At 66.2% G+C, this 22,805-nt stretch carries 22 protein-coding genes; 13 read left to right on the plus strand and 9 right to left on the minus strand.

Features of this window, described 5'->3' with window-relative positions; translation table 11 throughout:
- Positions 1-214: 214 nt before the first annotated feature.
- Genes ABIB54_RS03150 through ABIB54_RS03165 form a run of 4 tightly spaced genes read right to left on the minus strand, consistent with a single transcriptional unit; the run spans position 215 to position 3,650 of the window.
- Positions 215-766: a GNAT family N-acetyltransferase gene (locus tag ABIB54_RS03150; protein WP_354574058.1), complete on the minus strand. Its 552-nt coding sequence runs from the start codon at positions 764-766 to the stop codon at positions 215-217.
- Positions 767-771: 5 nt separating this feature from the next.
- Positions 772-1,779, minus strand: a complete 1,008-nt coding sequence (gene trpS / locus ABIB54_RS03155) for a tryptophan--tRNA ligase (RefSeq protein ID WP_354574059.1) — start codon at positions 1,777-1,779, stop codon at positions 772-774.
- A 28-nt stretch (positions 1,780-1,807) separates the two neighbouring features.
- Entirely contained in the window at positions 1,808-2,656 is an 849-nt protein-coding gene (locus ABIB54_RS03160; protein WP_354574060.1) for an exodeoxyribonuclease III, read from the minus strand.
- Between the two features lie 28 nt (positions 2,657-2,684).
- Positions 2,685-3,650 carry a YihY/virulence factor BrkB family protein gene (locus ABIB54_RS03165; RefSeq protein WP_354574061.1) on the minus strand — a complete coding sequence of 322 codons (966 nt, stop codon included), beginning with the start codon at positions 3,648-3,650 and terminating at the stop codon, positions 2,685-2,687.
- An 83-nt stretch (positions 3,651-3,733) separates the two neighbouring features.
- Between ABIB54_RS03165 and ptsP the strand changes: the two genes are divergently transcribed.
- Positions 3,734-5,374 carry a phosphoenolpyruvate--protein phosphotransferase gene (gene ptsP, locus ABIB54_RS03170; protein ID WP_354574062.1) on the plus strand — a complete coding sequence of 547 codons (1,641 nt, stop codon included), beginning with the start codon at positions 3,734-3,736 and terminating at the stop codon, positions 5,372-5,374.
- A gap of 137 nt (positions 5,375-5,511) precedes the next feature.
- On the plus strand, positions 5,512-7,083 hold the full coding sequence (locus ABIB54_RS03175; RefSeq protein WP_354574063.1) for a sigma-70 family RNA polymerase sigma factor: 1,572 nt from the start codon (positions 5,512-5,514) through the stop codon (positions 7,081-7,083).
- Between the two features lie 195 nt (positions 7,084-7,278).
- On the opposite strand, the gene ABIB54_RS03180 is transcribed toward ABIB54_RS03175, so the two are convergent.
- From ABIB54_RS03180 to sdhC, 4 genes are read right to left on the minus strand one after another with little or no spacing between them, the layout of a single operon-like run.
- Positions 7,279-8,034 (minus strand): succinate dehydrogenase iron-sulfur subunit, encoded by a 756-nt coding sequence (locus ABIB54_RS03180; RefSeq protein WP_185202502.1) that lies wholly within the window; start codon positions 8,032-8,034, stop codon positions 7,279-7,281.
- Positions 8,035-8,054: 20 nt separating this feature from the next.
- Entirely contained in the window at positions 8,055-9,875 is a 1,821-nt protein-coding gene (sdhA, locus tag ABIB54_RS03185) for a succinate dehydrogenase flavoprotein subunit (protein ID WP_354574064.1), read from the minus strand.
- Positions 9,876-9,888: 13 nt separating this feature from the next.
- Complete coding sequence (locus tag ABIB54_RS03190; RefSeq protein WP_354574065.1) at positions 9,889-10,335, minus strand: succinate dehydrogenase hydrophobic membrane anchor subunit; 447 nt, start codon at positions 10,333-10,335, stop codon at positions 9,889-9,891.
- A gap of 2 nt (positions 10,336-10,337) precedes the next feature.
- Positions 10,338-10,754, minus strand: a complete 417-nt coding sequence (gene sdhC / locus ABIB54_RS03195) for a succinate dehydrogenase, cytochrome b556 subunit (RefSeq protein WP_354574066.1) — start codon at positions 10,752-10,754, stop codon at positions 10,338-10,340.
- A gap of 241 nt (positions 10,755-10,995) precedes the next feature.
- Between sdhC and ABIB54_RS03200 the strand changes: the two genes are divergently transcribed.
- The 8 genes from ABIB54_RS03200 to ABIB54_RS03235 all read left to right on the plus strand — a co-directional run bounded on the left by ABIB54_RS03200 (position 10,996) and on the right by ABIB54_RS03235 (position 19,633).
- A complete protein-coding gene (locus ABIB54_RS03200; RefSeq protein ID WP_354574067.1) occupies positions 10,996-12,117 on the plus strand; it encodes a mannose-1-phosphate guanylyltransferase in 1,122 nt (373 codons plus the stop codon).
- A 156-nt stretch (positions 12,118-12,273) separates the two neighbouring features.
- On the plus strand, positions 12,274-13,380 hold the full coding sequence (locus ABIB54_RS03205; RefSeq protein ID WP_354574068.1) for a BMP family lipoprotein: 1,107 nt from the start codon (positions 12,274-12,276) through the stop codon (positions 13,378-13,380).
- Positions 13,381-13,515: 135 nt separating this feature from the next.
- Positions 13,516-15,036, plus strand: a complete 1,521-nt coding sequence (locus ABIB54_RS03210) for an ABC transporter ATP-binding protein (RefSeq protein ID WP_354574069.1) — start codon at positions 13,516-13,518, stop codon at positions 15,034-15,036.
- On the plus strand, positions 15,033-16,310 hold the full coding sequence (locus ABIB54_RS03215) for an ABC transporter permease (protein ID WP_502917043.1): 1,278 nt from the start codon (positions 15,033-15,035) through the stop codon (positions 16,308-16,310). The genes ABIB54_RS03210 and ABIB54_RS03215 overlap by 4 nt, the downstream gene beginning before the upstream one ends.
- The gene (locus ABIB54_RS03220) at positions 16,307-17,602 is read left to right on the plus strand and encodes an ABC transporter permease (protein ID WP_354574070.1); all 1,296 of its coding nucleotides are present in this window, start codon (positions 16,307-16,309) and stop codon (positions 17,600-17,602) included. The genes ABIB54_RS03215 and ABIB54_RS03220 overlap by 4 nt, the downstream gene beginning before the upstream one ends.
- Positions 17,602-18,012, plus strand: a complete 411-nt coding sequence (locus ABIB54_RS03225) for a cytidine deaminase (RefSeq protein ID WP_502917045.1) — start codon at positions 17,602-17,604, stop codon at positions 18,010-18,012. Before ABIB54_RS03220 ends, ABIB54_RS03225 begins: the two co-directional genes overlap by 1 nt.
- Before the next feature lie 29 nt (positions 18,013-18,041).
- A complete protein-coding gene (locus ABIB54_RS03230) occupies positions 18,042-19,340 on the plus strand; it encodes a thymidine phosphorylase (RefSeq protein ID WP_354574071.1) in 1,299 nt (432 codons plus the stop codon).
- A complete protein-coding gene (locus tag ABIB54_RS03235; RefSeq protein WP_354574072.1) occupies positions 19,340-19,633 on the plus strand; it encodes a hypothetical protein in 294 nt (97 codons plus the stop codon). The genes ABIB54_RS03230 and ABIB54_RS03235 overlap by 1 nt, the downstream gene beginning before the upstream one ends.
- Positions 19,634-19,945: 312 nt before the next feature.
- Here ABIB54_RS03235 and uriH read toward each other — a convergent pair whose 3' ends face one another.
- The gene (uriH, locus tag ABIB54_RS03240; RefSeq protein WP_354574073.1) at positions 19,946-20,893 is read right to left on the minus strand and encodes a uridine-preferring nucleoside hydrolase UriH; all 948 of its coding nucleotides are present in this window, start codon (positions 20,891-20,893) and stop codon (positions 19,946-19,948) included.
- A gap of 42 nt (positions 20,894-20,935) precedes the next feature.
- On the opposite strand from uriH, the gene ABIB54_RS03245 reads away from it, so the two are divergent.
- The 3 genes from ABIB54_RS03245 to ABIB54_RS03255 are packed head-to-tail and all read left to right on the plus strand — an operon-like array spanning position 20,936 to position 22,766.
- Positions 20,936-22,051 carry an adenosine deaminase gene (locus ABIB54_RS03245; RefSeq protein ID WP_354574074.1) on the plus strand — a complete coding sequence of 372 codons (1,116 nt, stop codon included), beginning with the start codon at positions 20,936-20,938 and terminating at the stop codon, positions 22,049-22,051.
- Positions 22,051-22,497: a PTS sugar transporter subunit IIA gene (locus ABIB54_RS03250; RefSeq protein ID WP_354574075.1), complete on the plus strand. Its 447-nt coding sequence runs from the start codon at positions 22,051-22,053 to the stop codon at positions 22,495-22,497. The genes ABIB54_RS03245 and ABIB54_RS03250 overlap by 1 nt, the downstream gene beginning before the upstream one ends.
- Positions 22,494-22,766, plus strand: a complete 273-nt coding sequence (locus ABIB54_RS03255; RefSeq protein ID WP_354574076.1) for a PTS sugar transporter subunit IIB — start codon at positions 22,494-22,496, stop codon at positions 22,764-22,766. The genes ABIB54_RS03250 and ABIB54_RS03255 overlap by 4 nt, the downstream gene beginning before the upstream one ends.
- The last annotated feature ends 39 nt before the right edge of the window (positions 22,767-22,805 follow it).

The following is a 22,805-nucleotide window of genomic DNA, read 5'->3' on the forward strand; positions in this document are numbered from 1 at the left end:
GCACGGTGAGCACGGCGGACGACTCCGGTGGGTTTGAGACCCCCCCCGGAGTCTGGAGCTTGAGGCGTGCACGGGCGGGGTCTTAGAGCGTCAGTACCTTCTCTGCCGCCCGGTCGCCCGTGTGCCGGATCGATCCGGAGAGGATCCCGGGAACGAGCACCGCGACGCGAGGATCATCGTCGGCTCGGGACCGCGCTCCGACGGGCGAGCCCGATCACACCGGCCACCCGGGCCGCTCCACCCGGGGCTCGGCCGTGTTCAACAGGCCATGCCAGGCGAGGGGGTGCGTGCCATCCCGGAACGTCAGCTGGGTGGGTCGCTCACCGGTGTACTCGAATCCCGCTTTGCGGGCGACGGAGACGGATGCCGCGTTGCCGACGACGCACTCCCACGCGATCTCCGTGAGGCGGAGCTCCTCGGAGAGCCAGTCGGTCACGGCGACAACGGCCTCGGTCATCAGTCCGCGCCCGCGATGCGGTGCACCGAGCCAGAACCCGATGTCCCCCAGCTCCCGGCGCCACCCGATCACCCCGAGCAGCGGTCCGCGCTCGGAGCCGCGCACCGCCCAGGTGAGTTCGTCACCGGAGAGCCATCCGCCGGGAACCACCCGGTACAGGAAATAGTCGGCATGCCGCTGCTCGTAAGGCCAGGGCAGGGTCATCACGGTCTCGAACAGCGGGTCGCGGCAGTATTCCGCCACGGCATGCCGGTCGGAGAGCACCGGAGAATCGAGCCACAGTCGCTCTGTGCGAAGCACCGGCGCCATCACCGTCACCTCTTCGGCAACAGGCCGATGCGGTCGTAGACCGTTGCAAGCGTGACATCGGCGATGGCGGCCGCTCGATCGGCATTTCCGGCGAGCACCCGATCCAGCTCGGCCGGATCGTCGAGGAGTTCGAGGGTACGCGCTCGAATCGGCGCGAAGGCCTCGACGACGACGTCGGCGAGGTCCTTCTTGAAGTCACCGTAGCCCCGGCCCTCGTAGTCGACCTCCAGGGAGGCAATCGACCGCTCGGACAGCACCGAGAAGATGGTGAGCAGGTTGGAGACGCCGGGCTTCTCCGCGACGTCGTAGCGCACCTCGCGGCCGGCATCCGTCACCGCGGACTTGATCTTCTTCCCCGTGACCGTGGGCTCATCGAGCAGCCACACCACTCCCGCCGCGCTCTCCGCGGACTTGCTCATCTTGGAGCCCGGGTTCTGCAGGTCGTAGATGCGGGCGGTCTCTTTCAGGATCATCGGCTCCGGCATGGCGAAGGTCGCGCCGAAGCGCGTATTGAAGCGGTTCGCGAGGTCGCGGGTGAGCTCCACGTGCTGTTTCTGGTCGTCACCCACCGGCACCGCCACCGCGTTGTAGAGCAGGATGTCGGCGGCCATGAGAGTGGGGTAGGCGAACAGGCCGACCGAGGCGGCATCCGCTCCCTGCTTCGCCGCCTTGTCCTTGAACTGGGTCATTCGGCTTGCCTCACCGAACCCGGTGATGGTGTTGAGAACCCAGGCGAGCTGGGGGTGGGCGGCCACGTGCGACTGCACGAAGAGGGTCGAGACTTCGGGGTCGATCCCCGCGGCGATGTATTGAGCGGCGGTGCGTCGCGTGTTCTCGCGTAGGAGGAACGGATCCTGCGCCACCGTGATCGCGTGCAGGTCGACGATGCAGAAGATCGCGTCGTGCGTGTTCTGCAGCTCCTTCCACTGCAGCAGTGCTCCGATGTAGTTGCCGATGTGGAGGGACTCTGCCGAGGGCTGCATGCCTGAAAACAGGCGGGGTTTGGAACTCATGGAGACAGTCTTTCAGACGGGCGGGAGGCTAGAGGGCGTAGTCGACGACAACCGGAGAGTGGTCCGACCAGCGGGTGTCCCAGGCGGAGGCGCGATCCACCACATAATCGGTGACGGATGCCGCGAGCTCGGGCGACGCGACCTGGTAGTCGAGGCGCCAGCCGGTGTCGGTGTCGAAGGCCTGCCCTCGCTGGGACCACCAGGTGTACGGCCCGTCCACCTCGCCGGCCCAGTTGCGCCCGACATCCACCCAACCGAGTCCGCGTCGGGTCTTTCCATCGACGCAGGCGACGTTCTTGCCCGCCGGCCCGAAGAACTTGTCGAAGTAGGCACGTTCCTTCAGCAGGAACCCGGCGTTCTTGCGATTTCCGCGCCAGTTCTTGAGGTCGAGTTCGCGGTGCGCCACGTTGAGGTCGCCGATGATGACGGCTAGGGGAGTGTGTGCCGAGAGCTCGGGCAGCCGCTTCGTCATCGCGTCGAGGAACTTGTATTTCTCGATCATCTTCTTGGGATCCTCGACGTTGCCGGAGTGCACATAGGTGCTCACCACGGTGACGATCGCGTCACCGACACGGTAGTCGGCCTCGAGCCAGCGACCGGCGCTGTCGAACTTCTCGTCACCGAGGTCGACCCGGTGGATCTCCGCGCTTCCGCGACTGGCCAGGGCGACGCCGGCGCGACCTTTCGCGGTCGCCGCGTCGTGCAGGATGTTCCACTCCGGGCCGAGCAGCTCTTCGAGGTCGGAGGTCGCGGCCCGCACCTCCTGCAGGGCGAGGATGTCGACATCCCTCGCCTGCAGCCAGTCACCCATGCCCTTGCGGAATGCGGCCCGCACCCCGTTGACGTTGACGCTGGCGATACGCAGGGGAGTGCTCATGATGCGAGCCTAACGAAGACCGGTGACGTCACTTGAGGCGGGCGATCGGACGCACCCGAGGGCGCGGGTGGCGCCCGGGTGGCACGATGCCGTTCTGCCGCGGGGTGGTCGACGCGGTCTGGCCGTGGTCGGCCATGTCGACGGAGATCCAGGTGGCCGAGAGGAGGATCACCTGGCAGATCAGCCCGAACCAGACGAGCAGGCCGAGGATCACCGCGAAGGAGGCCAGAAGGGGATTCTTGCCCGCGCCGCCCACGATCGTCGCACCGAGCACCTTGAGGATTCCGAGGGCGAGTCCGCCGAGAAGCGCGCCGGTGAGAAGCCTTTGCCACGGTATCCGCACCGCGAGGAGAACGCGGAACAGCACGGCGAGAGTGAGGGTATCGAGCGCGAGAACGACGAGCAGGCCGATGATCCTGGCGACCGTGGTCGCGAAGGCGGACCGGTTGTCGATGCCGAGCAGGCCGAAGAGCCAGTTCAGCGCACTCGTGGAGAAGACGGAGAGGGCGGCCGACAGGATGGTGACGGCGGCGAAGGCGACGACGAGGGCGAGATCCCGCACCTTGAGCAGCAGGAAGAAGGTCGTGTCCGGGGCAAGGTCGAACACCGCGCGCACCGCGGAACGCGCGGAGGCGAACCAGCTGAGGGCGGTCACCAGCAGGGCTGCGGCGGCGACGATGCTGCTCCAGCCCAGCACGCGGGACTTGAAGAGGGCCTCGAGATCGATTGCACCGCCCCCGTTACCCGTATCGATGAGTCCCGGAACGGACGTCGACAGCGTGTTGACAACCGCGTCTTTCAGCTCGGGATTGGACTCGATCGACAGCCCGAGGATGGCGAATCCCACATACAGCCCGGCGAAGACGCTGTAGAGCGCGGTGAGGCTGAGGCCCCCGGCGAGGATCGGCCCGCTCTTCTCGGAATAGCGCAGGAACACCCGCACCGGCCTGAGCTTCATGACCCGAGCGAGGAGGGCTTGCAGCGAGCTGAGCATCCATTCCCTTTCGACCGGTCAAGCCTAACCAGCACGCCGGTAGAGTTTTGTGGAAACGGCACGGGCTCGAGGAAGAGGAACGCATGGATCTGCAGGGTATCGGCGTGGGGCGCGGAGTAGCAGTCGGCCCGATCCTGAGGATGCCGGATCCTCTCCCCGAACCGACCGACGGGCCGCGCTCGACGGATGCGGCGGAGGAGCTCGCCACCGTGACCTCGGCGTTGTCCAGCGTCGCCGCCGAGCTCCTGGCGCGCGGCGAGAAGGCGGGCGGTGCGGCGAGAGACGTGCTGGAGGCGGCCTCTCTCATGGCCCAGGACCCGACCCTCGTCGACGACGTGACCGCGCGCATCGACTCCGGCAAGTCCGGCGAGCGGGCGGTCTTCGAGGCATTCGGGGCGTTCCAGGACATGCTCACCGGCATGGGAGGTCTCATGGCCGAGCGGGCCACCGACCTCGGAGACGTCTCCCAGCGCATCATCGCCCACCTCCGCGGGGTCCCCGCACCCGGCGTGCCCAGCTCTGACAGTCCCTTCATCCTCGTCGCACCCGACCTCGCCCCGGCCGACACCGCGCTCCTCGACCTCGACAAAGTGCTCGGGCTCATCACCCGCGACGGTGGTCCCACCAGCCACACGGCGATCCTGGCCCGGTCCAAGTCGATTCCGGCGATCGTCGGAGTGACCGGTGCGCTCGACCTCACGGACGGCACTGTGGTCATTGCGGATGCCGCCTCCGGCAGCGTGCGGGTCTCGCCCAGCGACGACGAGGTCGCCACGGCGCGACAGCGCATCGCGGATCGCGCCGCGGCCGCCTCCGCCCCGATCACCGACGGCGCGCTCGCCGACGGCACGACGGTGCCGCTTCTCGCCAACCTCGGATCGCCCAAGGACGCCGCTGCCGCTGTCGCCCTCGGTGCAGAGGGTGTCGGCCTGTTCCGCACCGAATTCCTGTTCCTCGATTCGAAGTCCGCCCCGACCGTGGAGGAGCAGCGGGTGCAGTACACCGAACTCCTCTCGCACTTCCCCGGCAAGAAGGTCGTGGTGCGCGCGCTCGACGCCGGCGCAGACAAACCGCTCAGCTTCCTGAACGATGCGCACGAGGAGAACCCGGCCCTCGGGCTCCGCGGCCTGCGCGCGCTCCGCGCGAGCGAGCCGATCCTGCGCGACCAGCTCACCGCTCTCGCGCTCGCCGCGGCGGAGACGGAGGCGGAGCTCTGGGTGATGGCACCGATGGTCTCCGACTCCGAGGAGACCGAGTACTTCGTCACGATCGGCAAGGAGCTCGGTCTGAAGATCGTGGGCGTCATGGCGGAGGTCCCGTCGCTCGCGGTTCTCGCCGACCAGGTTCTCGAGAGCGCGGACTTCGTGAGCATCGGCACCAACGACCTCACTCAGTACACGCTGGCGGCGGACCGGATGCTCGGTTCCGTTGCGCACTTCCAGGACCCCTGGCACCCTGCGGTGTTGCGCCTCGTGAAGCTCATCGGCGATGCCGGCGCGGCGAGCGGAAAGCCGGTCGGGATCTGTGGAGAGGCTGCGGCCGATCCGCAGTTGGCGGTGGTCCTCGTCGGACTCGGCGCGACGACCCTGAGCATGACCCCTGCGGCCCTCGCCGACGTGCGCGCGGAGCTGGCGACGGTCACGCTCGAGCAGGCTCGCCGGAAGGCGACGGCGGCGTTGGGAGCTCGGACCGCGGCCGGTGCGCGCGCTGCGGCATCCGCCTGATCGCCGTTCGAGTCCCGGGATCATTCGCCAGCGGAGTTCGCGGAGGTCATACTGGAATGAACCCGCACGGTTCTCGATGACGGAATCGGATGCCCGGCCGGGGTCGACACGCACCACCGCGAGCGGGGGATCGCACCATGGAACACGAGGCAGCGGAAGATCGAGGAAGCCAGGGCGCACCGCCCTCGGATGAATCGCTGGTGGTGCTGGCGCGGGCGGGAGACCGCAGCGCGTTCGCCCAGCTGTGGCAGCGTCACGCCCGTTCCGGTCTGCGGGTCGCCCGCCAGTTCACCTCCTCCATCGATGCCGACGATCTGGTGTCCGAGGCCTACGTGCGCATCTATCAGCGGGTGCTGGCCGGGGGTGGTCCCGATGGCGCCTTCCGCCCGTACCTGTATACGACCATCCGCAACCTCGCGAGTCGGTGGGGTCGCGATCGTAGAGATGTCAATGTCGATGACATCGGTGATTTCGAAGATCCCAGGGCTGTCGAAGACCCGGCTGCCATCGCCCTCGACCGCACCCTCACGGTGCGGGCCTTCCGGGCCCTGCCCGAGCGGTGGCAATCGGTGCTCTGGTACACCGAGGTGGAAGGGATGGATCCGCACGAGGTCGCCCCGATCCTCGGGCTCACCGCGAACGGGGTCGCTGCCCTCTCGTATCGGGCTCGCGAGGGCTTGCGCAAGGCCTGGTTGCAGGCGCACGTCTCCGATGCCACGGCGTCTGGCGAGTGCCGATGGGCGATCGCACGCCTCGGCGACTTCGCGCGCAACGGACTGACGGCCCGCGAACGCAGCAGGGTCAGTGACCATCTGGCCACCTGCGCCCGCTGTTCCATCATCAGCGAGGAGGTGGAAGAGGTGGGCTCGCACCTGGCGCTCGTCCTGTTCCCGCTCCTGCTCGGCGGTATCGCGGGCGGCGGTCTGCTCGCATCGCTCGGGGCCCCCACTTCCGCCGTCGCCGCCACGCTGACTCCGGCCGTGCCCCCGGCATTCCTCGCCGGCTCTGGGGCCCTCGCCGCGCCGACGGTCGCCGCGGGACTCACTGCAAGCGGAATCGCCGCGCCTCTGATCGGCACTCTCGCGGTCGCGATGGTGGTGTCGGGAGGTCTCGCGGCGAGCAACGCCTCTCCCGCGCCCCCCGCGCCGGGGTCGACATCGATCTCCCAGCCCTACGAGACGTCGACGGCATCGTCTTCGGCGGCGGCACACTGGCGCCCGACCTCCTCTGCCGCGGCGGATGCTCTTGGCGCGGCCGACGGGGCGAGCGACGGTCTCGCACCACTCTTGAGGCCGATCGGCGCGACCCTCGACAGCACTGTCTCTCAGGCGGGGACGGCGGTGCACGGGCTCGTCAGTGATCTGACGAACCCGGTGAACTCCCTGATTCCCGGCGTCGCGATCGCCCCGGGCGATGAGCCGGCACACTCGGCTCCCGCCGGTGTGGTCGGGGTGCTCGGCGCCCTCGACCTGACAGGCACCGGCGTCCCCGGCGCGACCGTCTCTCTTCAGGCGGCGGGAGTCGTCTACGCGACGACGAAGGTCACCCCCGCGGGAACCTGGGCGATCCACCTGACCGCCCTTCCCGCGGCGACGGTGGGGCTGCAGCTGAAGCAGAGCGTGCTCGGGCTGGTGGGGCTCACCCTCGACGTGCCGTTGACTGTTCTGTCGAACAGCCTCGGCGTGAGCATCGACGTCCTCGGTCTCTGATCGGGTCGGATTTCCGCGTCATAGACGGTGTTCCGCGCGGTCTCCCCTGGTAGGAGGGGAAACCATTTCCCTCCCCCTCCCGAATACAGAGGAACAGGGAGGGCCTACGGGGGTAGGAGAGCACCACCACCCGAAAATGAAAATCGCCGGCTGCCCTTCGGGTGGGCAGTCGGCGATTTTTCTGTAGGGAGAGCGCTACGGCTTTCCACGCAGGACGGCGGCCTTCACCTCGGCGATGGCCTGAGTCACCTGGATACCGCGAGGGCAGGCCTCCGTGCAATTGAAGGTCGTGCGGCAGCGCCACACGCCTTCCTTGTCGTTGAGGATGTCGAGACGCACCTGTGATCCCTCGTCGCGCGAGTCGAAGATGAAGCGGTGTGCGTTCACGATCGCGGCCGGCCCGAAGTACTGGCCATCCGTCCAGAAGACCGGGCAGCTCGAGGTGCAGGCCGCGCAGAGGATGCACTTGGTGGTGTCGTCGAAGCGGGCGCGCTCGGCGGGGCTCTGGAGGCGTTCCTTCTCGGGCTTCGAGGAGGCGATGAGGAAGGGCTGCACCTCCTTGAAGCTCTCGAAGAACGGATCCATGTTCACGATTAGGTCCTTCTCGAGGGGGAGTCCCTTGATCGCTTCGATGTAGATCGGCTTCGACAGGTCGAGGTCCTTCAGCAGGGTCTTGCAGGCCAGCCGGTTGCGACCGTTGATGCGCATCGCGTCGGAGCCGCAGACACCGTGGGCGCACGAGCGGCGGAACGTGAGCGAGGCATCCTGCTCCCACTTGATCTTGTGCAGGGCGTCGAGCACCCGATCGGTGCCGCCCATCACCACGTCGAAGTCCTCCCAGCGTGGCTCGAGGTCCACCTCCGGGTCGAAGCGGCGGATGATCAGGGTCGCCGTGAAGGTCGGAATTTCTTCCGGAACGGAGGGACGATTCTCCAGGACTGCGTTACTCATGGATCAGTTCGCCTCTTTCATCAGTATTTTCTCTCCATCGGCGGGTAGTTGGTGATCACGACGGGCTTCCAGCCGAGCTTGATGTGCTCGCCGGCATCCGCGGACTCCGGATCGCCGACCAGGTACGCCATCGTGTGCACGAGGAAGTTCTCGTCGTCGCGGTCGGGGTAGTCCTCGCGCATGTGGCCGCCACGGCTCTCCTTGCGCGAGCGGGCCGAATAGACGACCACCTCGGCGAGGTCGAGCAGGAAGCCGAGCTCGACGGCCTCGAGCAGGTCGGTGTTGAACCGCTTGCCCTTGTCGCGGAGCGCGATGTTCTTGTAGCGGGCACGCAGGCGCTCGATGAGCTCCGTGACCTCGGCCAGCGACTCATCGGTGCGGAAGATCTGCGCGTTGCGGTCCATGGAGTCCTGCAGCTCCTTGCGGATCGCCGCGATGTTCTCCGAACCGTTTCCGCTGCGAACCATGTCGAGGATCTTGCGCACACCGGCTGCCGGATCGTCCGGAAGCGGCACGAACTCCGCGGTCTTCACGTACTCCACCGCGTTCTGGCCACTCCGCTTGCCGAACACGTTGATGTCGAGGAGGGAGTTGGTGCCGAGGCGGTTGGACCCGTGCACGCTCACGCAGGCGCACTCACCGGCAGCGTAGAGGCCCGGAACGACCTCGGTGTTGCTGCGCAGCACCTCGGCCTTGACATTCGTGGGGATGCCGCCCATCGCGTAGTGCGCGGTCGGAAGCACGGGAACGGGCTCGGTATAGGGCTCGACGCCGAGATAGGTGCGGGCGAACTCCGTGATGTCCGGGAGCTTCTCGTCGATGACCGCGGGCTCGAGGTGAGTGATGTCGAGGTAGAGGTAATCCTTGTTGGGGCCGGCCCCCCGGCCCTCACGGATCTCCGTCGCCATCGAGCGCGCCACGATGTCACGCGGCGCGAGGTCCTTCAGGGTCGGGGTGTACCGCTCCATGAACCGCTCGCCGGTGGAGTTGCGGAGTATCGCCCCTTCGCCGCGGGCCGCTTCGGAAAGCAGGATGCCGAGCCCGGCGAGGCCGGTCGGGTGGAACTGGTAGAACTCCATGTCCTCGAGCGGCAGTCCCTTGCGCCAGATGATGCCGACGCCGTCACCGGTGAGGGTGTGGGCGTTCGAGGTGGTCTTGTAGATCTTGCCGAATCCCCCCGTGGCGAAGATGATCGCCTTGGCCTGGAACACGTGGAGTTCTCCGGTGGCGAGCTCGTAGGCGACGACACCGGATGGCTGCTCCGTGGTGACGCCGAAGGCATCCGTCACCTCGGTCATGACCAGATCGAGCACGTAGAACTCGTTGAAGAAGTTGATGCCGAGTTTGACGCAGTTCTGGAACAGCGTCTGGAGGATCATGTGGCCGGTGCGGTCCGCGGCGTAGCAGGCGCGACGCACGGGAGCCTTGCCGTGCTCACGGGTGTGGCCTCCGAAGCGGCGCTGGTCGATCTTGCCGTCGGGGGTGCGGTTGAACGGCAGTCCCATGTTCTCGAGGTCGAGAACGGCGTCGATGGCTTCCTTCGCGAGGATCTCCGCCGCATCCTGGTCGACCAGGTAGTCGCCACCCTTGACGGTGTCGTAGGTGTGCCACTCCCAGTTGTCTTCCTCGACGTTGGCGAGAGCCGCCGCCATGCCGCCCTGGGCGGCACCCGTGTGGGAACGCGTCGGGTAGAGCTTGGAGATCACGGCGGTGCTCGCGTGCGGTCCGGCCTCGATGGCCGCCCGCATGCCGGCGCCTCCGGCGCCCACGATCACGATGTCGAACTGGTGGTAGTGCACTCCGTCGATGACCGAGGAAGTCCCCTGTGCGTCTGTTCCCATGGTGTGTCCGGCCCTACTTGGCCGGGCAGAAGGACGGGAGCAGCTCGGCTGGCGAGCCCGCAGGACAGGGGTTGAAGGTGTAGATCACGAGGGTTCCCAGCAGGATCAGTAGAACGGCAGACGCGAGGAGCGCGCCCTTGAATATGCGGCGGACGAGAGGATTGGAGGCGTAGTCGTTCACGATCGTGCGCATGCCGTTCGCGCCGTGGATGAGAGCGAGCCAGAGAAGGAGCGTGTCCCAGATCTGCCAGAACGGCTGCGACAGCTTGCCGCCGACGAAGCCGAAGTCGATGGCTTTGACTCCCTCTCCGGCGACGAGGTTGACGAAGAGGTGTCCGAAGATCAGCACGACGAGGACGACGCCGCTCGCGCGCATGTAGATCCAGCCCCACTTCTCGAGGTTGACCCGGGAATTGTGCTGTGCTCGCGGCGAACGCGGGGTGTCAATGGTGGTGGTCATGATCACGCCCCTCCGAAGATGTGCATGAGTTGACGGGGCAGGAAGCCCGCCATCAGCACGACCCAGATTCCGATGACGATCCAGAACATGAGGCGCTGGTGTTTGGTGCCGACGCTCCAGAAGTCGATGAGGATGATCCGCAGGCCGTTGAGGGCGTGGAAACCGATGGCGGCGACCAGGCCGGCTTCGCCGAGGCCCATGATGGGCGTCTTGTACTGGTCGATCACCGCGTTGTAGGCCTCAGGACTGAGCCGCACCAGCGAGGTGTCGAGAATGTGTACGAGCAGAAAGAAGAAGATCGCGACTCCGGTGATGCGATGGAGTACCCACGACCACATCCCTTCCCGGCCCCGATACAGCGTGCCTCGTGGCACCCGCGGAGCTGAGATCCTGGGTGTCGGTAATTTCTTATCTGGCATAGGTGCAGCCAGGGCCCCCGCCGACTTCTCTGGCACGAGCAACCCTCCTTGGCGTCGGTGAGCTCCATAACAGAAGCTGTGAAAGTTCACAGATGAACTGAGTCGATTCTATTCCCGGCGATCGGGAGCACTCTGCCAAGGGGCCCCGCGAATGTCTCGGTATCGAGACATTTCCCAGCTTGCGGGGCGCGATGGCGCATCCCCGATGAGGTGGGCGGCCCCGACGGATAGTCTGGGCGACATGGCCACTCCTCCGGAAGAACTCGACCGTTTCTATAGTGTGATCCCCGCCGGCGGCATCGGATCCCGGCTCTGGCCACTCTCTCGGGCCGATGCCCCGAAGTTCCTCCACGACCTCACCGGATCCGGCAGCACACTGTTGCGCGCCACCTGGGATCGTCTCGCGCCCATTTCGGGCCCGGACCGCATCATGGTGGTCACCGGCCGTGCCCATCGCGCGGCCGTGGAGGCGCAACTGCCCGATCTCACCGACCCGAATGTCGTGCTCGAGAGCGAGCCGAAGGATTCGTCCGCGGCGATCGGACTTGCCGCCGCGATCCTGGTGCGCCGCGAGCCGGATGTCATCATCGGCTCGTTCGCCGCAGACCACGTCATCTCCGACCAGCGCGGCTTCCGCCGGGCGGTCGTCGAAGCGGTGGCCGCGGCGGAGGCCGGCTATATCGCGACCATCGGCATCACTCCGACGGATGCCGCCATCGGCTTCGGTTACATCCACTGCGGGGATCCGCTCGATATCCCGGATGCCCCTCGCGCCGTGAGCGTCGACAGTTTCGTCGAGAAGCCCGACCTCGCCACCGCCCAGTCCTACCTCGCCGACGGCAACTACCTCTGGAACGGCGGCATGTTCATCTCCCGGGCCGACGTACTTCTCAAACAGCTCGGGGAGACGGAACCGCAGCTTCTCGCGGGTCTCGAGGAACTCGCCGAGGCCTGGGACACCCCCCGCCGCGGAGCCGTGGTCGACAAGGTCTGGCCGGAGCTGAAGAAGATCGCCATCGACTACACCGTCGCAGAGCCGGCCGCAGCGGCGGGCCGTCTCGTGGTCATTCCCGGTGACTTCGACTGGGACGATGTCGGCGACTTCGCGGCGATCGCCAAACTGCACTCCGGAGGGCGCAAGTCCGACCTGGCGATCCTCGGCGAGAACGCGAGGGTGCTCGCCGACGCCTCGAGCGGTGTGGTGATCAGCCAGACCGGTCGCCTGATCTCCCTCATCGGAGTGACCGACATCGTCGTGGTCGACACCCCGGACGCGCTCCTCGTGACCACCAGCGCGAATGCGCAGCGGGTCAAGTCCGTGGTGGATGCCCTCAAGCTGTCTGGTCGCAGCGACGTTCTCTAGGTGATTATTTCTGCAACATTTCCTGACCATCGCATCTTGGTAACCATTGGGTCCCAGTGGTCACGGATGGCTGATCCGCTGTCGTAACATTCGGTAACCTGACACCACTATGGCCACGGCAACCGCTGCTATGGCTGCACCTTCTTGGAGGACATCTTGAGAATCACCACGCGTAAGGCCGCGCTCAGCGGTCTCGCTTTGGTCGGCGTCGTTTCCCTGCTCGCGGGCTGCGCAGCAGCGCCCAAGGCCGACAGCACCACCGCAGCAAAGACGAAGTTCCTTCCGTGCATGGTCTCGGATGCCGGTGGGTTCGACGACAAGTCCTTCAACCAGCTCGGCCTCGAGGGGCTGCAGGCCGCGGCCAAGTCGCTCGGCGCCTCGTACAAGAAGGCGGAGTCCAACGCCGACACCGACTACGCACCGAACATCGAAAGCATGGTGGCCGCGAACTGCAACCTGATCATCACGGTCGGCTTCAACCTCTCCGCCGCCACTCTCGCCGCGGCCAAGGCCAACCCGGACATCCAGTTCGCCATCATCGACGACGCGGCAGATGCCAACTTCGACGGCAAGGTCGACGAGCCGAATATCAAGCCGATCCTCTTCGACACCGCGCAGGCCGCGTTCCTCGCGGGCTACGCCTCGGCGAGCTACAGCAAGTCGGGCGTCGTCGGCACCTTCGGCGGAATGCAGTTCCCGACCGTGACGATCTTCATGGACGGCTTCGCCGATGGCGTCGCGCAGTTCAACAAGGACAAGAGCAAGGATGTCAAGGTCGTCGGTTGGGACGTCACGAGCCAGAAGGGTTCGTTCACCGGTGGTTTCGATGCGAATGACACCGCGAAGAGCACGGCCCAGAACCTGATCGACCAGGGTGCTGACGTCATCTTCCCGGTCGGCGGACCGATCTTCCAGAGCGCCGGTGCCGCAATCACCGACTCGAAGAAGGACATCGCGCTTCTCGGCGCCGACGCCGACGTGTACAACACGTTCCCGCAATACGACAAGCTCTACCTCACCTCGGTTCTCAAGGGCATCGATCCGGCCACGCAGGCCGTCGTCAAGGCGAGCGCCAAGCAGGCGAAGGGCACCTTCGACAACGTGGCCTACGTCGGCAACCTGAAGAACGACGGAGTGGGCATCGCCCCGTTCCACGACTTCAAGTCGAAGGTCGACGCCGGACTGCAGGGCGAGCTCGACAAGCTCAAAGCCGACATCATCAGCGGAACGCTGACGGTGAAGTCCTACCTCTCCGGTAGCTGATAACACACGAAACGACGGGCGGGGAGGCCAGCGATGCTGGTCTCCCCGCCCTGCTTAACCATCCACTCAGCCGCCCGCAGACCTGATTGACTTGCGGCTACGACTCCGGCAACGTTGCCGGATAGATTGGGACGCATGAAGCTCGAACTCCGTGGGATCACCAAGCGGTTTGGTGCCCTTGTGGCCAACGATCACATCGATCTCGTCGTCGAACCCGGTGAGATCCACTGCCTCCTCGGCGAGAACGGCGCAGGCAAGTCCACGCTCATGAACGTGCTCTACGGCCTCTACCAGGCCGAAGAGGGCGAGATCCTGCTCGACGATGCCGTGCAGCACTTCGCCGGCCCCGGTGACGCGATGGCGGCCGGAATCGGAATGGTCCACCAGCACTTCATGCTCATCCCCGTCTTCACAGTCGCCGAGAACGTGATGCTCGGTCACGAGCAGACCTCCTTCGGTGGCCGACTCGACCTCGCTGCGGCGCGCGAACAGGTGCGTCAGATCTCGAGCCGATTCGGATTCGACGTCGATCCGGACGCCCTGGTGGACGACCTCCCCGTCGGGGTGCAGCAGCGGGTGGAGATCATCAAGGCACTCTCCCGCGACGCGAAGGTGCTCGTCTTCGACGAACCGACCGCGGTGCTCACCCCGCAGGAGACGGATGAGCTGATGGTGATCATGAAACAGCTCAAGGCCGCCGGCACCTCCATCGTCTTCATCACCCACAAGCTGCGCGAGGTGCGCGAGGTGGCAGACCGGATCACCGTCATCCGGCTCGGCAAGGTCGTGGGCGAGGCATCCCCCACCGCGACCAATACCGAACTCGCCTCCCTGATGGTGGGCCGACCGGTCGAACTCACTGTGAACAAGGGTCCGGAGAAGCCCGGCGACGCTGCTCTCGTGATCAGCCACCTCTCGGTGATCGATCACCGCGGACAGCTCGTCGTGAACGACGTGAGCTTCGAGGTGAAGTCGGGCGAGATCCTGGCGATCGCCGGCGTGCAGGGCAACGGACAGACCGAACTCACCGAAGCGATCATGGGGCTCCAGCCCCGGGTCACCGGATCCATCGTGCTCGACGGCACTGATTTGCGTCGCGAATCGACCAGGAAGGTGCTCGACTCCGGGGTCGGCTTCGTGCCGGAGGACCGCGGAGAAGACGGACTCATCGCCGAGTTCACCATCGCCGAGAACCTCATGCTCGACCGATCAGACGGAGCTCCGTTCGTGAAGGCGGGAACGCTCCAGCTCGGCGGCCTCGCGGAGTTCGCCGAGCAGAAGATCGTGGAGTTCGACATCCGCGCCCAGGGCATCGGCACGCACGCCGGCAAACTCTCCGGGGGCAACCAACAGAAGGTCGTGCTCGCCCGCGAGCTGAGCCGCGACCTCCGGCTCTTCGTGGCGGCGCAGCCGACCCGGGGACTGGATGTCGGTTCGATCGAGTTCGTGCACACGCGGATCGTCGCCACTCGCGATGCAGGCACCGCCGTGATCGTCGTGTCCACCGAACTCGATGAGGTCGTCGCGCTCGCAGACCGCATCGCCGTGATGTACCGGGGCGGAATCGTCGGGATCGTGCCGGGCAACACCCCGCGTGCGGTGCTCGGGCTCATGATGGCAGGCGAACTGCCCGACACGGCGGAGGTGGCGGCGTGACCGACTCGCAAACACCCTCTCCCACCCAACCGCAGGCGAAGGCACCGATCGAGAACGAGCCCTCCCGGTTCAGCGGAGTGCTCCGGGAGATCACCACGGGCAACGCCCTGATCTCTGTGCTGGCAGTCGTGCTCGCGCTCGTGGCCGGCGGCATTCTCATCGCCCTGACGGACCCGACTGTCAAGACGGCATCCGCCTACTTCTTCTCTCGCCCCACCGATATGCTCCAAGCCGCCTGGACGGCCGTGTCGGGTGCGTACATCGCCCTGTTCCAAGGTTCGATCTACAACTTCGGTCGACCCGACTTCGCAGGCGGCATCAAGCCCTTCACCGAGACTCTCGCCTTCGCGACGCCGCTCATCGCGGCCGGTCTCGGAGTGGCGCTGGCGTTCCGGGTGGGACTGTTCAACATCGGTGGGCGTGGGCAGATGCTCATCGCTGCTGCCGCTGCCGGCTGGGTCGGTTTCTCCTTCGACCTGCCATTCCCCCTCCACCTCATCGTCGCGCTGCTCGCGGGGATCGCGGGCGGTGCGATCTGGGGCGGCATCGTCGGACTGCTCAAGGCGCGAACCGGGGCGAACGAGGTGATCGTCACGATCATGCTCAATTACGTGGCCTATTACCTCCTCGCCTACATGCTTCGCACGCCCGGCCTTCTGCAGGCCAAGGGCTCGAGCAATCCGAAATCCCCGGCGATGAAGCCCTCCGCGATCTTCCCCGACCTGCTGGGGCCGAACTACAACCTGACCATCGGGTTCATTCTCGTGATCATCGTGACCATCTTCGTCTGGTATCTGCTCAACCGGTCGAGCCTCGGTTTCAAGTTCCGGGCGATCGGCGAGAATCCCCACGCTTCCCGCGTCGCGGGCATAGACGTGAAGAACATGTACGTCTACGCGATGCTCATCTCCGGTGGGCTCATCGGGCTCGCCGGAGCGAATCAGGTGCAGGGCTCCATCACCTCGGGATTCGGATCGGGCATCGATGCGGGCATCGGGTTCGATGCCATCACGGTCGCACTCCTCGGTCGCTCCAAGCCGTGGGGCGTGTTCGTAGCAGGCATCCTGTTCGGCGCGTTCAAGGCGGGAGGATTCACCATGCAGGCCTCCCAGGGCATCCCCATCGAAATCGTGTCGGTGGTCCAGTCGCTCATCGTGCTCTTCATCGCGGCTCCTCCACTGGTGCGGGCGGTCTTCCGCCTGCCGAAACCCTCCGGCGTCCCGAGAATCCGCACGTCGAAGATTTCCGGCAAGAAGGCTGTGGTGACCAAATGACCACCGTGACAGACAATCAGGGCGTTTCGAGCAGCGCGCCCATCGCTCTCCAGTCAGCCGTGGTGAAAAGCTGGAAGGCTCCCATCGCGCTGGGCTTCTTCGCGGTGCTCTCGCTCGTGCTCTTCGGCTTCTTCGGCCGCTCGGGCACCAGCACCTTCCGGCTGTCCACCGACTCCGACTTCTTCCAGATTCCCCCCATCCCCGTCGACGCCCGGCCAACCTCGATCGTCACGTCGGTGCTGTTGCTGCTCATCGCCGGTTGGGCGGCCTGGCTCGCGCGGCACGCGCGACGCGTCCCGCTCTGGGTCACCGCCGTCTTTGCGGTGCTGTTCCTGTTCGCGTTCCTGGTCTGGGCATCCGCGGGCCTCCGGTCGATCCCCGTGGCTGGCTTGCTCGTCGGTGCCGTTGGTCTCAGCGTTCCCCTGATCTTCGGAGCGCTCGGCGGCGTGATCTCGGAGCGGGTCGGTGTGGTCAATGTGGCCATCGAGGGCCAGTTGCTCGCGGGAGCCTTCGTTTCGGCGCTCGTCGCCTCCGCGACTCGGCTTCCCTTTCTCGGCTTGCTTGCGGCCATGGTCGCCGGCATGTTGGTGTCCTTCGTGCTCGCCGCATTCTCGATCAAGTACTTCGTCGACCAGGTGATCGTCGGAGTGGTTCTCAACGTGCTCGTGACCGGGCTCACGAGCTTCCTGTACACCACACTGTTGAGCCCCAACCAGACCACCCTCAACTCCCCGGAGCGGTTCCAGCGCATCAACATCCCGCTGCTCAGCGAGATCCCGATCATCGGACCGACGCTGTTTCGGCAGACGATCATCATCTACATCATGTACGTCGCGGTCTTCGTCGTCTGGTATGCCCTGTTCCACACCAAGTGGGGACTGCGGCTCCGATCCTCCGGGGAGAACCCGCAGGCCGCGGACACCGTCGGTATCAACGTCAACCGCACCCGCTTCTGGAATGTCTCTCTCGCCGGGGCCATCGCCGGGTTCGGTGGGGCGTACTTCACCCTCGGGTCGGTGGGCAGTTTCAGCAAGGAGATGACGGCCGGCGCCGGGTTCATCGCCCTTGCGGCCGTGATCTTCGGACGCTGGGATCCGATCCGCGCGACCCTCGCCGCCCTGCTGTTCGGTTTCGCCACCAACCTCCAGAGCGTGCTGTCGGCGATCGGTTCCCCGGTGCCCAGCGAGTTCATGTTGATGCTGCCGTACGTGATCACCATCTTCGCCGTCGCCGGGCTCGTCGGCTCGGTGCGACCACCCGCCGCATCGGGCAAAGCGTACGTGAAGGGCTGATGATGTCGGATGTCGACTGGGAGGCCCTGCGGCTCGTCGCGAACGAGGCGAACACGCACGCCTATGTGCCTTACTCGAAGTTCCCGGTGGGCGTCGCCGCGATCGTCGATGACGGCCGCATCATCTCCGGCGCCAATGTGGAGAACGCGTCGTACGGCCTCACTCTCTGCGCCGAATGCGCCCTGGTCTCCTCGCTGCACATGACCGGCGGTGGGCGCCTCGTGGCGTTCACCTGCGTCGACGGCCACGGCAACATCCTCATGCCCTGCGGGCGGTGCAGGCAGCTGCTCTATGAACATTCCGCACCCGGCATGCTTCTCGAGACCGTCTCCGGCGTGAAGACGATCGACGAAGTCATCCCGGATGCCTTCGGCCCGCGCCAGCTCGCCGAGTACCGCGACGCGGACTGAACCCCCTCCCTACGATCGGACTCTCCACCATGGCCATCGAAGCCTTCGACGTCGTCGACCTCATCCACGCCAAGCGCGATCGCGGGGTGCTCTCGACGGAGCAGATCCGCTGGCTGGTGGACGCGTATACCCGGGGCTACGTCGCCGACGAGCAGATGGCCGCCATGGCGATGGCGATCTTCCTCAACGGCATGGAGCGGAGGGAGATCCGTGATCTCACGCTCGCCATGATCGCCTCCGGCGAGACGATGGACTTCTCGGGCCTGTCCAAGAAGACGACCGACAAGCACTCCACCGGAGGCGTCGGCGACAAGATCACGCTTCCCCTCGCCCCGCTGGTGGCGAGCTTCGGAGTGGCCGTTCCCCAGCTCTCCGGCCGCGGTCTCGGGCACACCGGTGGCACGCTCGACAAGCTCGAGTCGATCCCCGGCTGGCAGGCGAACATCTCCGGGGAGAGGATGCGCGAGATCCTGGATGACGTCGGTGCGGTGGTCTGTGCGGCGGGATCGGGCCTCGCTCCCGCCGACGGCAAGCTCTACGCCCTGCGCGACATCACCGGAACCGTCGAGTCGATCCCCCTCATCGCATCGTCGATCATGTCCAAGAAGATCGCCGAAGGCACATCCGCACTCGTGCTCGATGTGAAGTTCGGCTCCGGGGCATTCCTCAAGGACATCGCCCAGTCGCGCGAGCTCGCCCAGACGATGGTGGCGCTCGGTGAGGATGCCGGGGTCGCGACATCCGCTCTTCTCACGAACATGAACGTGCCACTCGGTCTGGCCATCGGCAATGCCAACGAGGTGCGTGAATCGGTGGAGGTGCTCGCCGGTGGTGGCCCATCGGACATCGTCGCGCTCACCGTGGCACTCGCCCGCGAGATGCTCAGGCACGCCGGGCAGCCGGACGCCGATGTGGAAGCGGCACTCGCCGACGGACGCGCCATGGACAGCTGGAACCGGATGATCCGCGCGCAGGGTGGGGACCCAGCGGCCGCACTGCCGGTGGCGCGAGAGACTCATGTGGTGAGCGCAGAACGCGACGGCGTGCTCGTCGAGCAGCAGGCGCTTCCATTCGGAATCGCGGCCTGGCGGCTGGGAGCGGGGCGAGCGCGAAAGCAGGATCCGGTGCAGCACGCCGCAGGCATCGACCTTCACGCAAAGCCGGGAGACCGGGTCACCGCTGGGCAGCCGCTCTTCACCCTCAGTGCCGACGAGCCGGAGCGATTCGCCCGGGCGCTCGAGGCCCTGGAAGGGGCGTACCGTGTGGGAGAGGCGGGCGAGGAGATCCTTGATGGAGGCCCGCTGATCGCCGAACGAATTGGAGCCTGATGTCACGCCGTAAGGACCGCCTGGACTGGATGTTCCGCAGCCGCGAGAACGGCAGGATCACCATCGGCCAGGCCGCGAACCTCGAGCAGAAGATCTTCTCGGGGGCGACACTCGTTGGCGTGATGCTGCCCGCATCCAAGTTGCGCACCGGAGTCGGCGTCGTCGCGGTGCTCGCGCTGGTCGTCTGGGCGGTCGACGAAATCGCTCGAGGAGTCAACCCGTTCCGGCGCATCCTCGGCGGGGCGGCCCTCGGCGGGCTGACCTTGCTCGCCGTGCGTCGGCCCCGCGACTGAGGCATCCGTCCCGCCCTTCCGCGCGCCCGCCTGTTCGCCCTGTTCGCCCTGTTCATCATTCAGGAACATGCGGGGCGGGAGTGACTGGAGTTGCTGGAGTGACACTCATTGCTCCCGCTGGGCACTTCCGTCACAGAAGTTCCTGAATGATGAGGTTGCGCGCTCGTGATGGGACTGCGCGATCGTGGTTTTCATCATTCAGGAACACGTGGGGCTGGAGTGAATGGAGTGTCAGATCGATGCCTCACCGGTCTCGGTATTCACTCCCGTCCCGGATGTTCCTGAATGATGCGAACCGGAGGGCAACGGTCGCTACCGGGACGGGTCGCCGATGCGCACCAGGGCATCCACGATCAGGTCCCAGAAGCGCGGGACATCCAGTGCGGTCGCCGCATGGGTGGTGCACTCCTCCGGCGCCTCGGAGCGGAAGTCGGCGACCGTCATGCCGAGGGTCAGCATGCCGGCCAGCTCGATGTCCAGCGGAACGCGCACCACGGTCATCACGCTCGGGTCGATGACGAGGGCGACGGCGCAGGGATCGTGCACGGGCGGGTGCTCGAAGCCCTGGGCGTTGCGATAGGTGGTGCCGAAGAAGTCGAGCAGCTCGACGACGAACCGTGCCGGCGCGGTGTCGACGGCGGCGATGGCCGCGACGACCTCCGGGGTCGCGAGGGCCTGGTGCGTGACATCCAGCCCCACCATCGTGAGCTTCCACCTCTCGTTGAAGACGATGTGAGCCGCCTCCGGATCGATCACGATGTTGAACTCCGCCGCGGCGCTCCAGTTGCCGACGTGATAACCGCCGCCCATCAGCACGACCTCCTTCACGAGCGAGGCGATGCGCGGCTCCTTCCGCACGGCGAGGGCGATGTTGGTGAGCGCGCCGGTCGGCACGAGGGTGATGGTCTGGGCAGGCGCAGCCATGACCGTGTCGATGATGAGATCGACGGCGTGCCGTGGATCGGGCGCGAACAGGGGCTGCGGGAGCTCCGGTCCGTCGAGGCCGGATGCGCCGTGGATCGACTCTGCAACCTCCGCGGTGCGCACCAGGGGCCGGTGGGCGCCGGCGGCAAACGGGATACCGGTGATTCCGGCGATCCGGGCGATTGCGAGCGCGTTGCGGGTGACCTTCTCGATGGTCTGGTTTCCGTGCACCGTCGTCACCGCGACCAGCTCGATCTCGGGGCTACCGTGAGCAAGGATCAGAGCGATCGCGTCATCGTGCCCCGGGTCACAATCGAGAATGATCTTCTTGGCCATTCCGTCAGGTTAGCGGCCGGTGGCACCCGATAGATTTGGGGCATGACCTCCTCAGACTTCTTCATGCCCGGCGGCGGCGCGAACATCACCGCGCTGCCCAAGGTCTCACTCCACGACCACCTCGACGGGGGCCTCCGTCCACAGACCATCATCGAACTCGCCGGCGAGATCGGCTTCGAGCTTCCCGAGACGGATGCCGTGGCGCTCGCCGACTGGTTCGCCGAGAAGGCGGATTCCGGCTCACTCGTCGAGTACCTCAAGACCTTCGATATCACCACCGCCGTCATGCAGACGGCAGCGGGGCTCACGCGCGTCGCCCGCGAGTTCGTCGAGGACCTCGATGCCGACGGCGTGATCTACGGCGAGATCCGGTGGGCTCCCGAGCAGCACCTTTCCGGCGGTCTCACCCTCGACGAGGCCGTCGAGGCGGTGCAGGAAGGCATCGAGGAGGGCATCGACGCCGTCTCCGAGGCGGGACGCAGCATCCGGATCGGGCAGTTGGTCACTGCCATGCGTCACGCCGATCGCGGGCTCGAGATCGCCGAACTCGCTGTGCGACACCGCAACAACGGGGTCGTCGGCTTCGACATCGCGGGCGCCGAGGCCGGATTCCCTGCTGGCAACCACCGCGAGGCCTTCGACTACCTCGCGTCACACTACTTTCCCACGACGGTGCATGCGGGCGAGGCCGACGGCCTCGAGAGTATTCGTGGAGCGCTGTTCGACGGCCGTGCGCTGCGCCTCGGGCACGGCGTGCGCCTCGCCGAGGACATCACGGTGGACCGTTCCGACGACGAGAACACCTACGTCGAGCTCGGGCGGTTGTCGCAATGGGTGAAGGATCGGGAGATCGCCCTCGAGTTGAGTCCCTCGTCGAACCTCCAGACGGGCGCGATCGCGAAATGGGGCGACGAGCTCATCGATCACCCCTTCGACCTGCTCTACCAGCTCGGCTTCCGAGTGACGGTCAACACCGATAACCGCCTGATGAGCCGTACGTCGCTGAGTCGCGAGCTCGCACTGCTCGCGGAGACCTTCGACTACGACCTGACCGACCTCGAGGTGTTCCAACTCAATGCCGCCGGATCTACCTTCCTTCCGTTCGAAGAGCGTGAAGAGCTGGCCGATCGCATCAGCGCCGGTTTCGAGCGGGCCTGATGCCCCTTCCCCTTCTCGCCGAGTCGGCGATCATCGTGGGAGCCGAGGCCGGTGACTGGCGGGAGGCGGTGCGGCTGGCCGGCCGCGCCCTCACGGCCTCCGGTGCCACCCGACCGGGCTATGCCGATGAGATGATCCGCATGATCGACGAACACGGACCTTACGTCGTGATCGCGCCGGGGCTCGCGCTCGCGCACGCACGCCCCGGGCCGGATGTGCTCACCGACGGCCTCGCCGTGGTGACGCTCGCCACTCCGGTGTCCTTCGGGCATCCGCACAACGACCCGGTGAGTGTGGTGCTCGGCCTTGCGATCAAGTCGGCTGACACGCACATCGAGGCGGTCGCCGAGCTCGCGAACGTCTTCAACGACTCGAGCGCGATCGCCCAGCTGGCGGCCGCGACCTCAGCCTCCCAGGTGCTGCAGATCATGGGGAACCGCTCGTGAAGATCGTTGCGATCTGCGGGGCGGGGATCGGCAGCTCCGGCATCCTCAAGGTGAACGCGGAGCGGGTGCTCGCGCGGCTCGGCCTGGAGGCGGATGTCACGGCCGCCCATCTCTCGAGCCTCAGCGGCGATGCGGCGGACGCCCAGGTCATCCTCACCTCCGCCGAATTCGTGGACGCGATCGGACCGACGAACGCCGATGTGATCGTGATCGAGAACTACTTCGACACCGCGGAACTGGCTCGGAAGCTCGAAGTGGCACTCGGCTAAAGTTTCATATATAAAAACTGCTTTCATAGGCGTATGCTC

This window comes from Frigoribacterium sp. UYMn621, assembly GCF_040549525.1.
In the GTDB taxonomy this organism is placed as follows: domain Bacteria; phylum Actinomycetota; class Actinomycetes; order Actinomycetales; family Microbacteriaceae; genus Lacisediminihabitans.

Bases quoted from the DNA above. Each gene is read 5' to 3' on its own strand.
- ABIB54_RS03160 (WP_354574060.1), bottom strand. From the start codon at position 2,656: ATGAGCACTCCCCTGCGTATCGCCAGCGTCAACGTCAACGGGGTGCGG.
- ABIB54_RS03180 (WP_185202502.1), bottom strand. From the start codon at position 8,034: ATGAGTAACGCAGTCCTGGAGAATCGTCCCTCCGTTCCGGAAGAAATT.
- ABIB54_RS03175 (WP_354574063.1), top strand. From the start codon at position 5,512: ATGGAACACGAGGCAGCGGAAGATCGAGGAAGCCAGGGCGCACCGCCC.
- ABIB54_RS03250 (WP_354574075.1), top strand. From the start codon at position 22,051: ATGCCCCTTCCCCTTCTCGCCGAGTCGGCGATCATCGTGGGAGCCGAG.
- ABIB54_RS03200 (WP_354574067.1), top strand. From the start codon at position 10,996: ATGGCCACTCCTCCGGAAGAACTCGACCGTTTCTATAGTGTGATCCCC.
- ABIB54_RS03235 (WP_354574072.1), top strand. From the start codon at position 19,340: ATGTCACGCCGTAAGGACCGCCTGGACTGGATGTTCCGCAGCCGCGAG.
- ABIB54_RS03210 (WP_354574069.1), top strand. From the start codon at position 13,516: ATGAAGCTCGAACTCCGTGGGATCACCAAGCGGTTTGGTGCCCTTGTG.
- ABIB54_RS03190 (WP_354574065.1), bottom strand. From the start codon at position 10,335: ATGACCACCACCATTGACACCCCGCGTTCGCCGCGAGCACAGCACAAT.
- ABIB54_RS03245 (WP_354574074.1), top strand. From the start codon at position 20,936: ATGACCTCCTCAGACTTCTTCATGCCCGGCGGCGGCGCGAACATCACC.
- ptsP (WP_354574062.1), top strand. From the start codon at position 3,734: ATGGATCTGCAGGGTATCGGCGTGGGGCGCGGAGTAGCAGTCGGCCCG.
- ABIB54_RS03230 (WP_354574071.1), top strand. From the start codon at position 18,042: ATGGCCATCGAAGCCTTCGACGTCGTCGACCTCATCCACGCCAAGCGC.
- ABIB54_RS03165 (WP_354574061.1), bottom strand. From the start codon at position 3,650: ATGCTCAGCTCGCTGCAAGCCCTCCTCGCTCGGGTCATGAAGCTCAGG.
- sdhA (WP_354574064.1), bottom strand. From the start codon at position 9,875: ATGGGAACAGACGCACAGGGGACTTCCTCGGTCATCGACGGAGTGCAC.
- ABIB54_RS03220 (WP_354574070.1), top strand. From the start codon at position 16,307: ATGACCACCGTGACAGACAATCAGGGCGTTTCGAGCAGCGCGCCCATC.
- uriH (WP_354574073.1), bottom strand. From the start codon at position 20,893: ATGGCCAAGAAGATCATTCTCGATTGTGACCCGGGGCACGATGACGCG.
- trpS (WP_354574059.1), bottom strand. From the start codon at position 1,779: ATGAGTTCCAAACCCCGCCTGTTTTCAGGCATGCAGCCCTCGGCAGAG.
- sdhC (WP_354574066.1), bottom strand. From the start codon at position 10,754: ATGCCAGATAAGAAATTACCGACACCCAGGATCTCAGCTCCGCGGGTG.
- ABIB54_RS03225 (WP_502917045.1), top strand. From the start codon at position 17,602: ATGATGTCGGATGTCGACTGGGAGGCCCTGCGGCTCGTCGCGAACGAG.
- ABIB54_RS03150 (WP_354574058.1), bottom strand. From the start codon at position 766: ATGGCGCCGGTGCTTCGCACAGAGCGACTGTGGCTCGATTCTCCGGTG.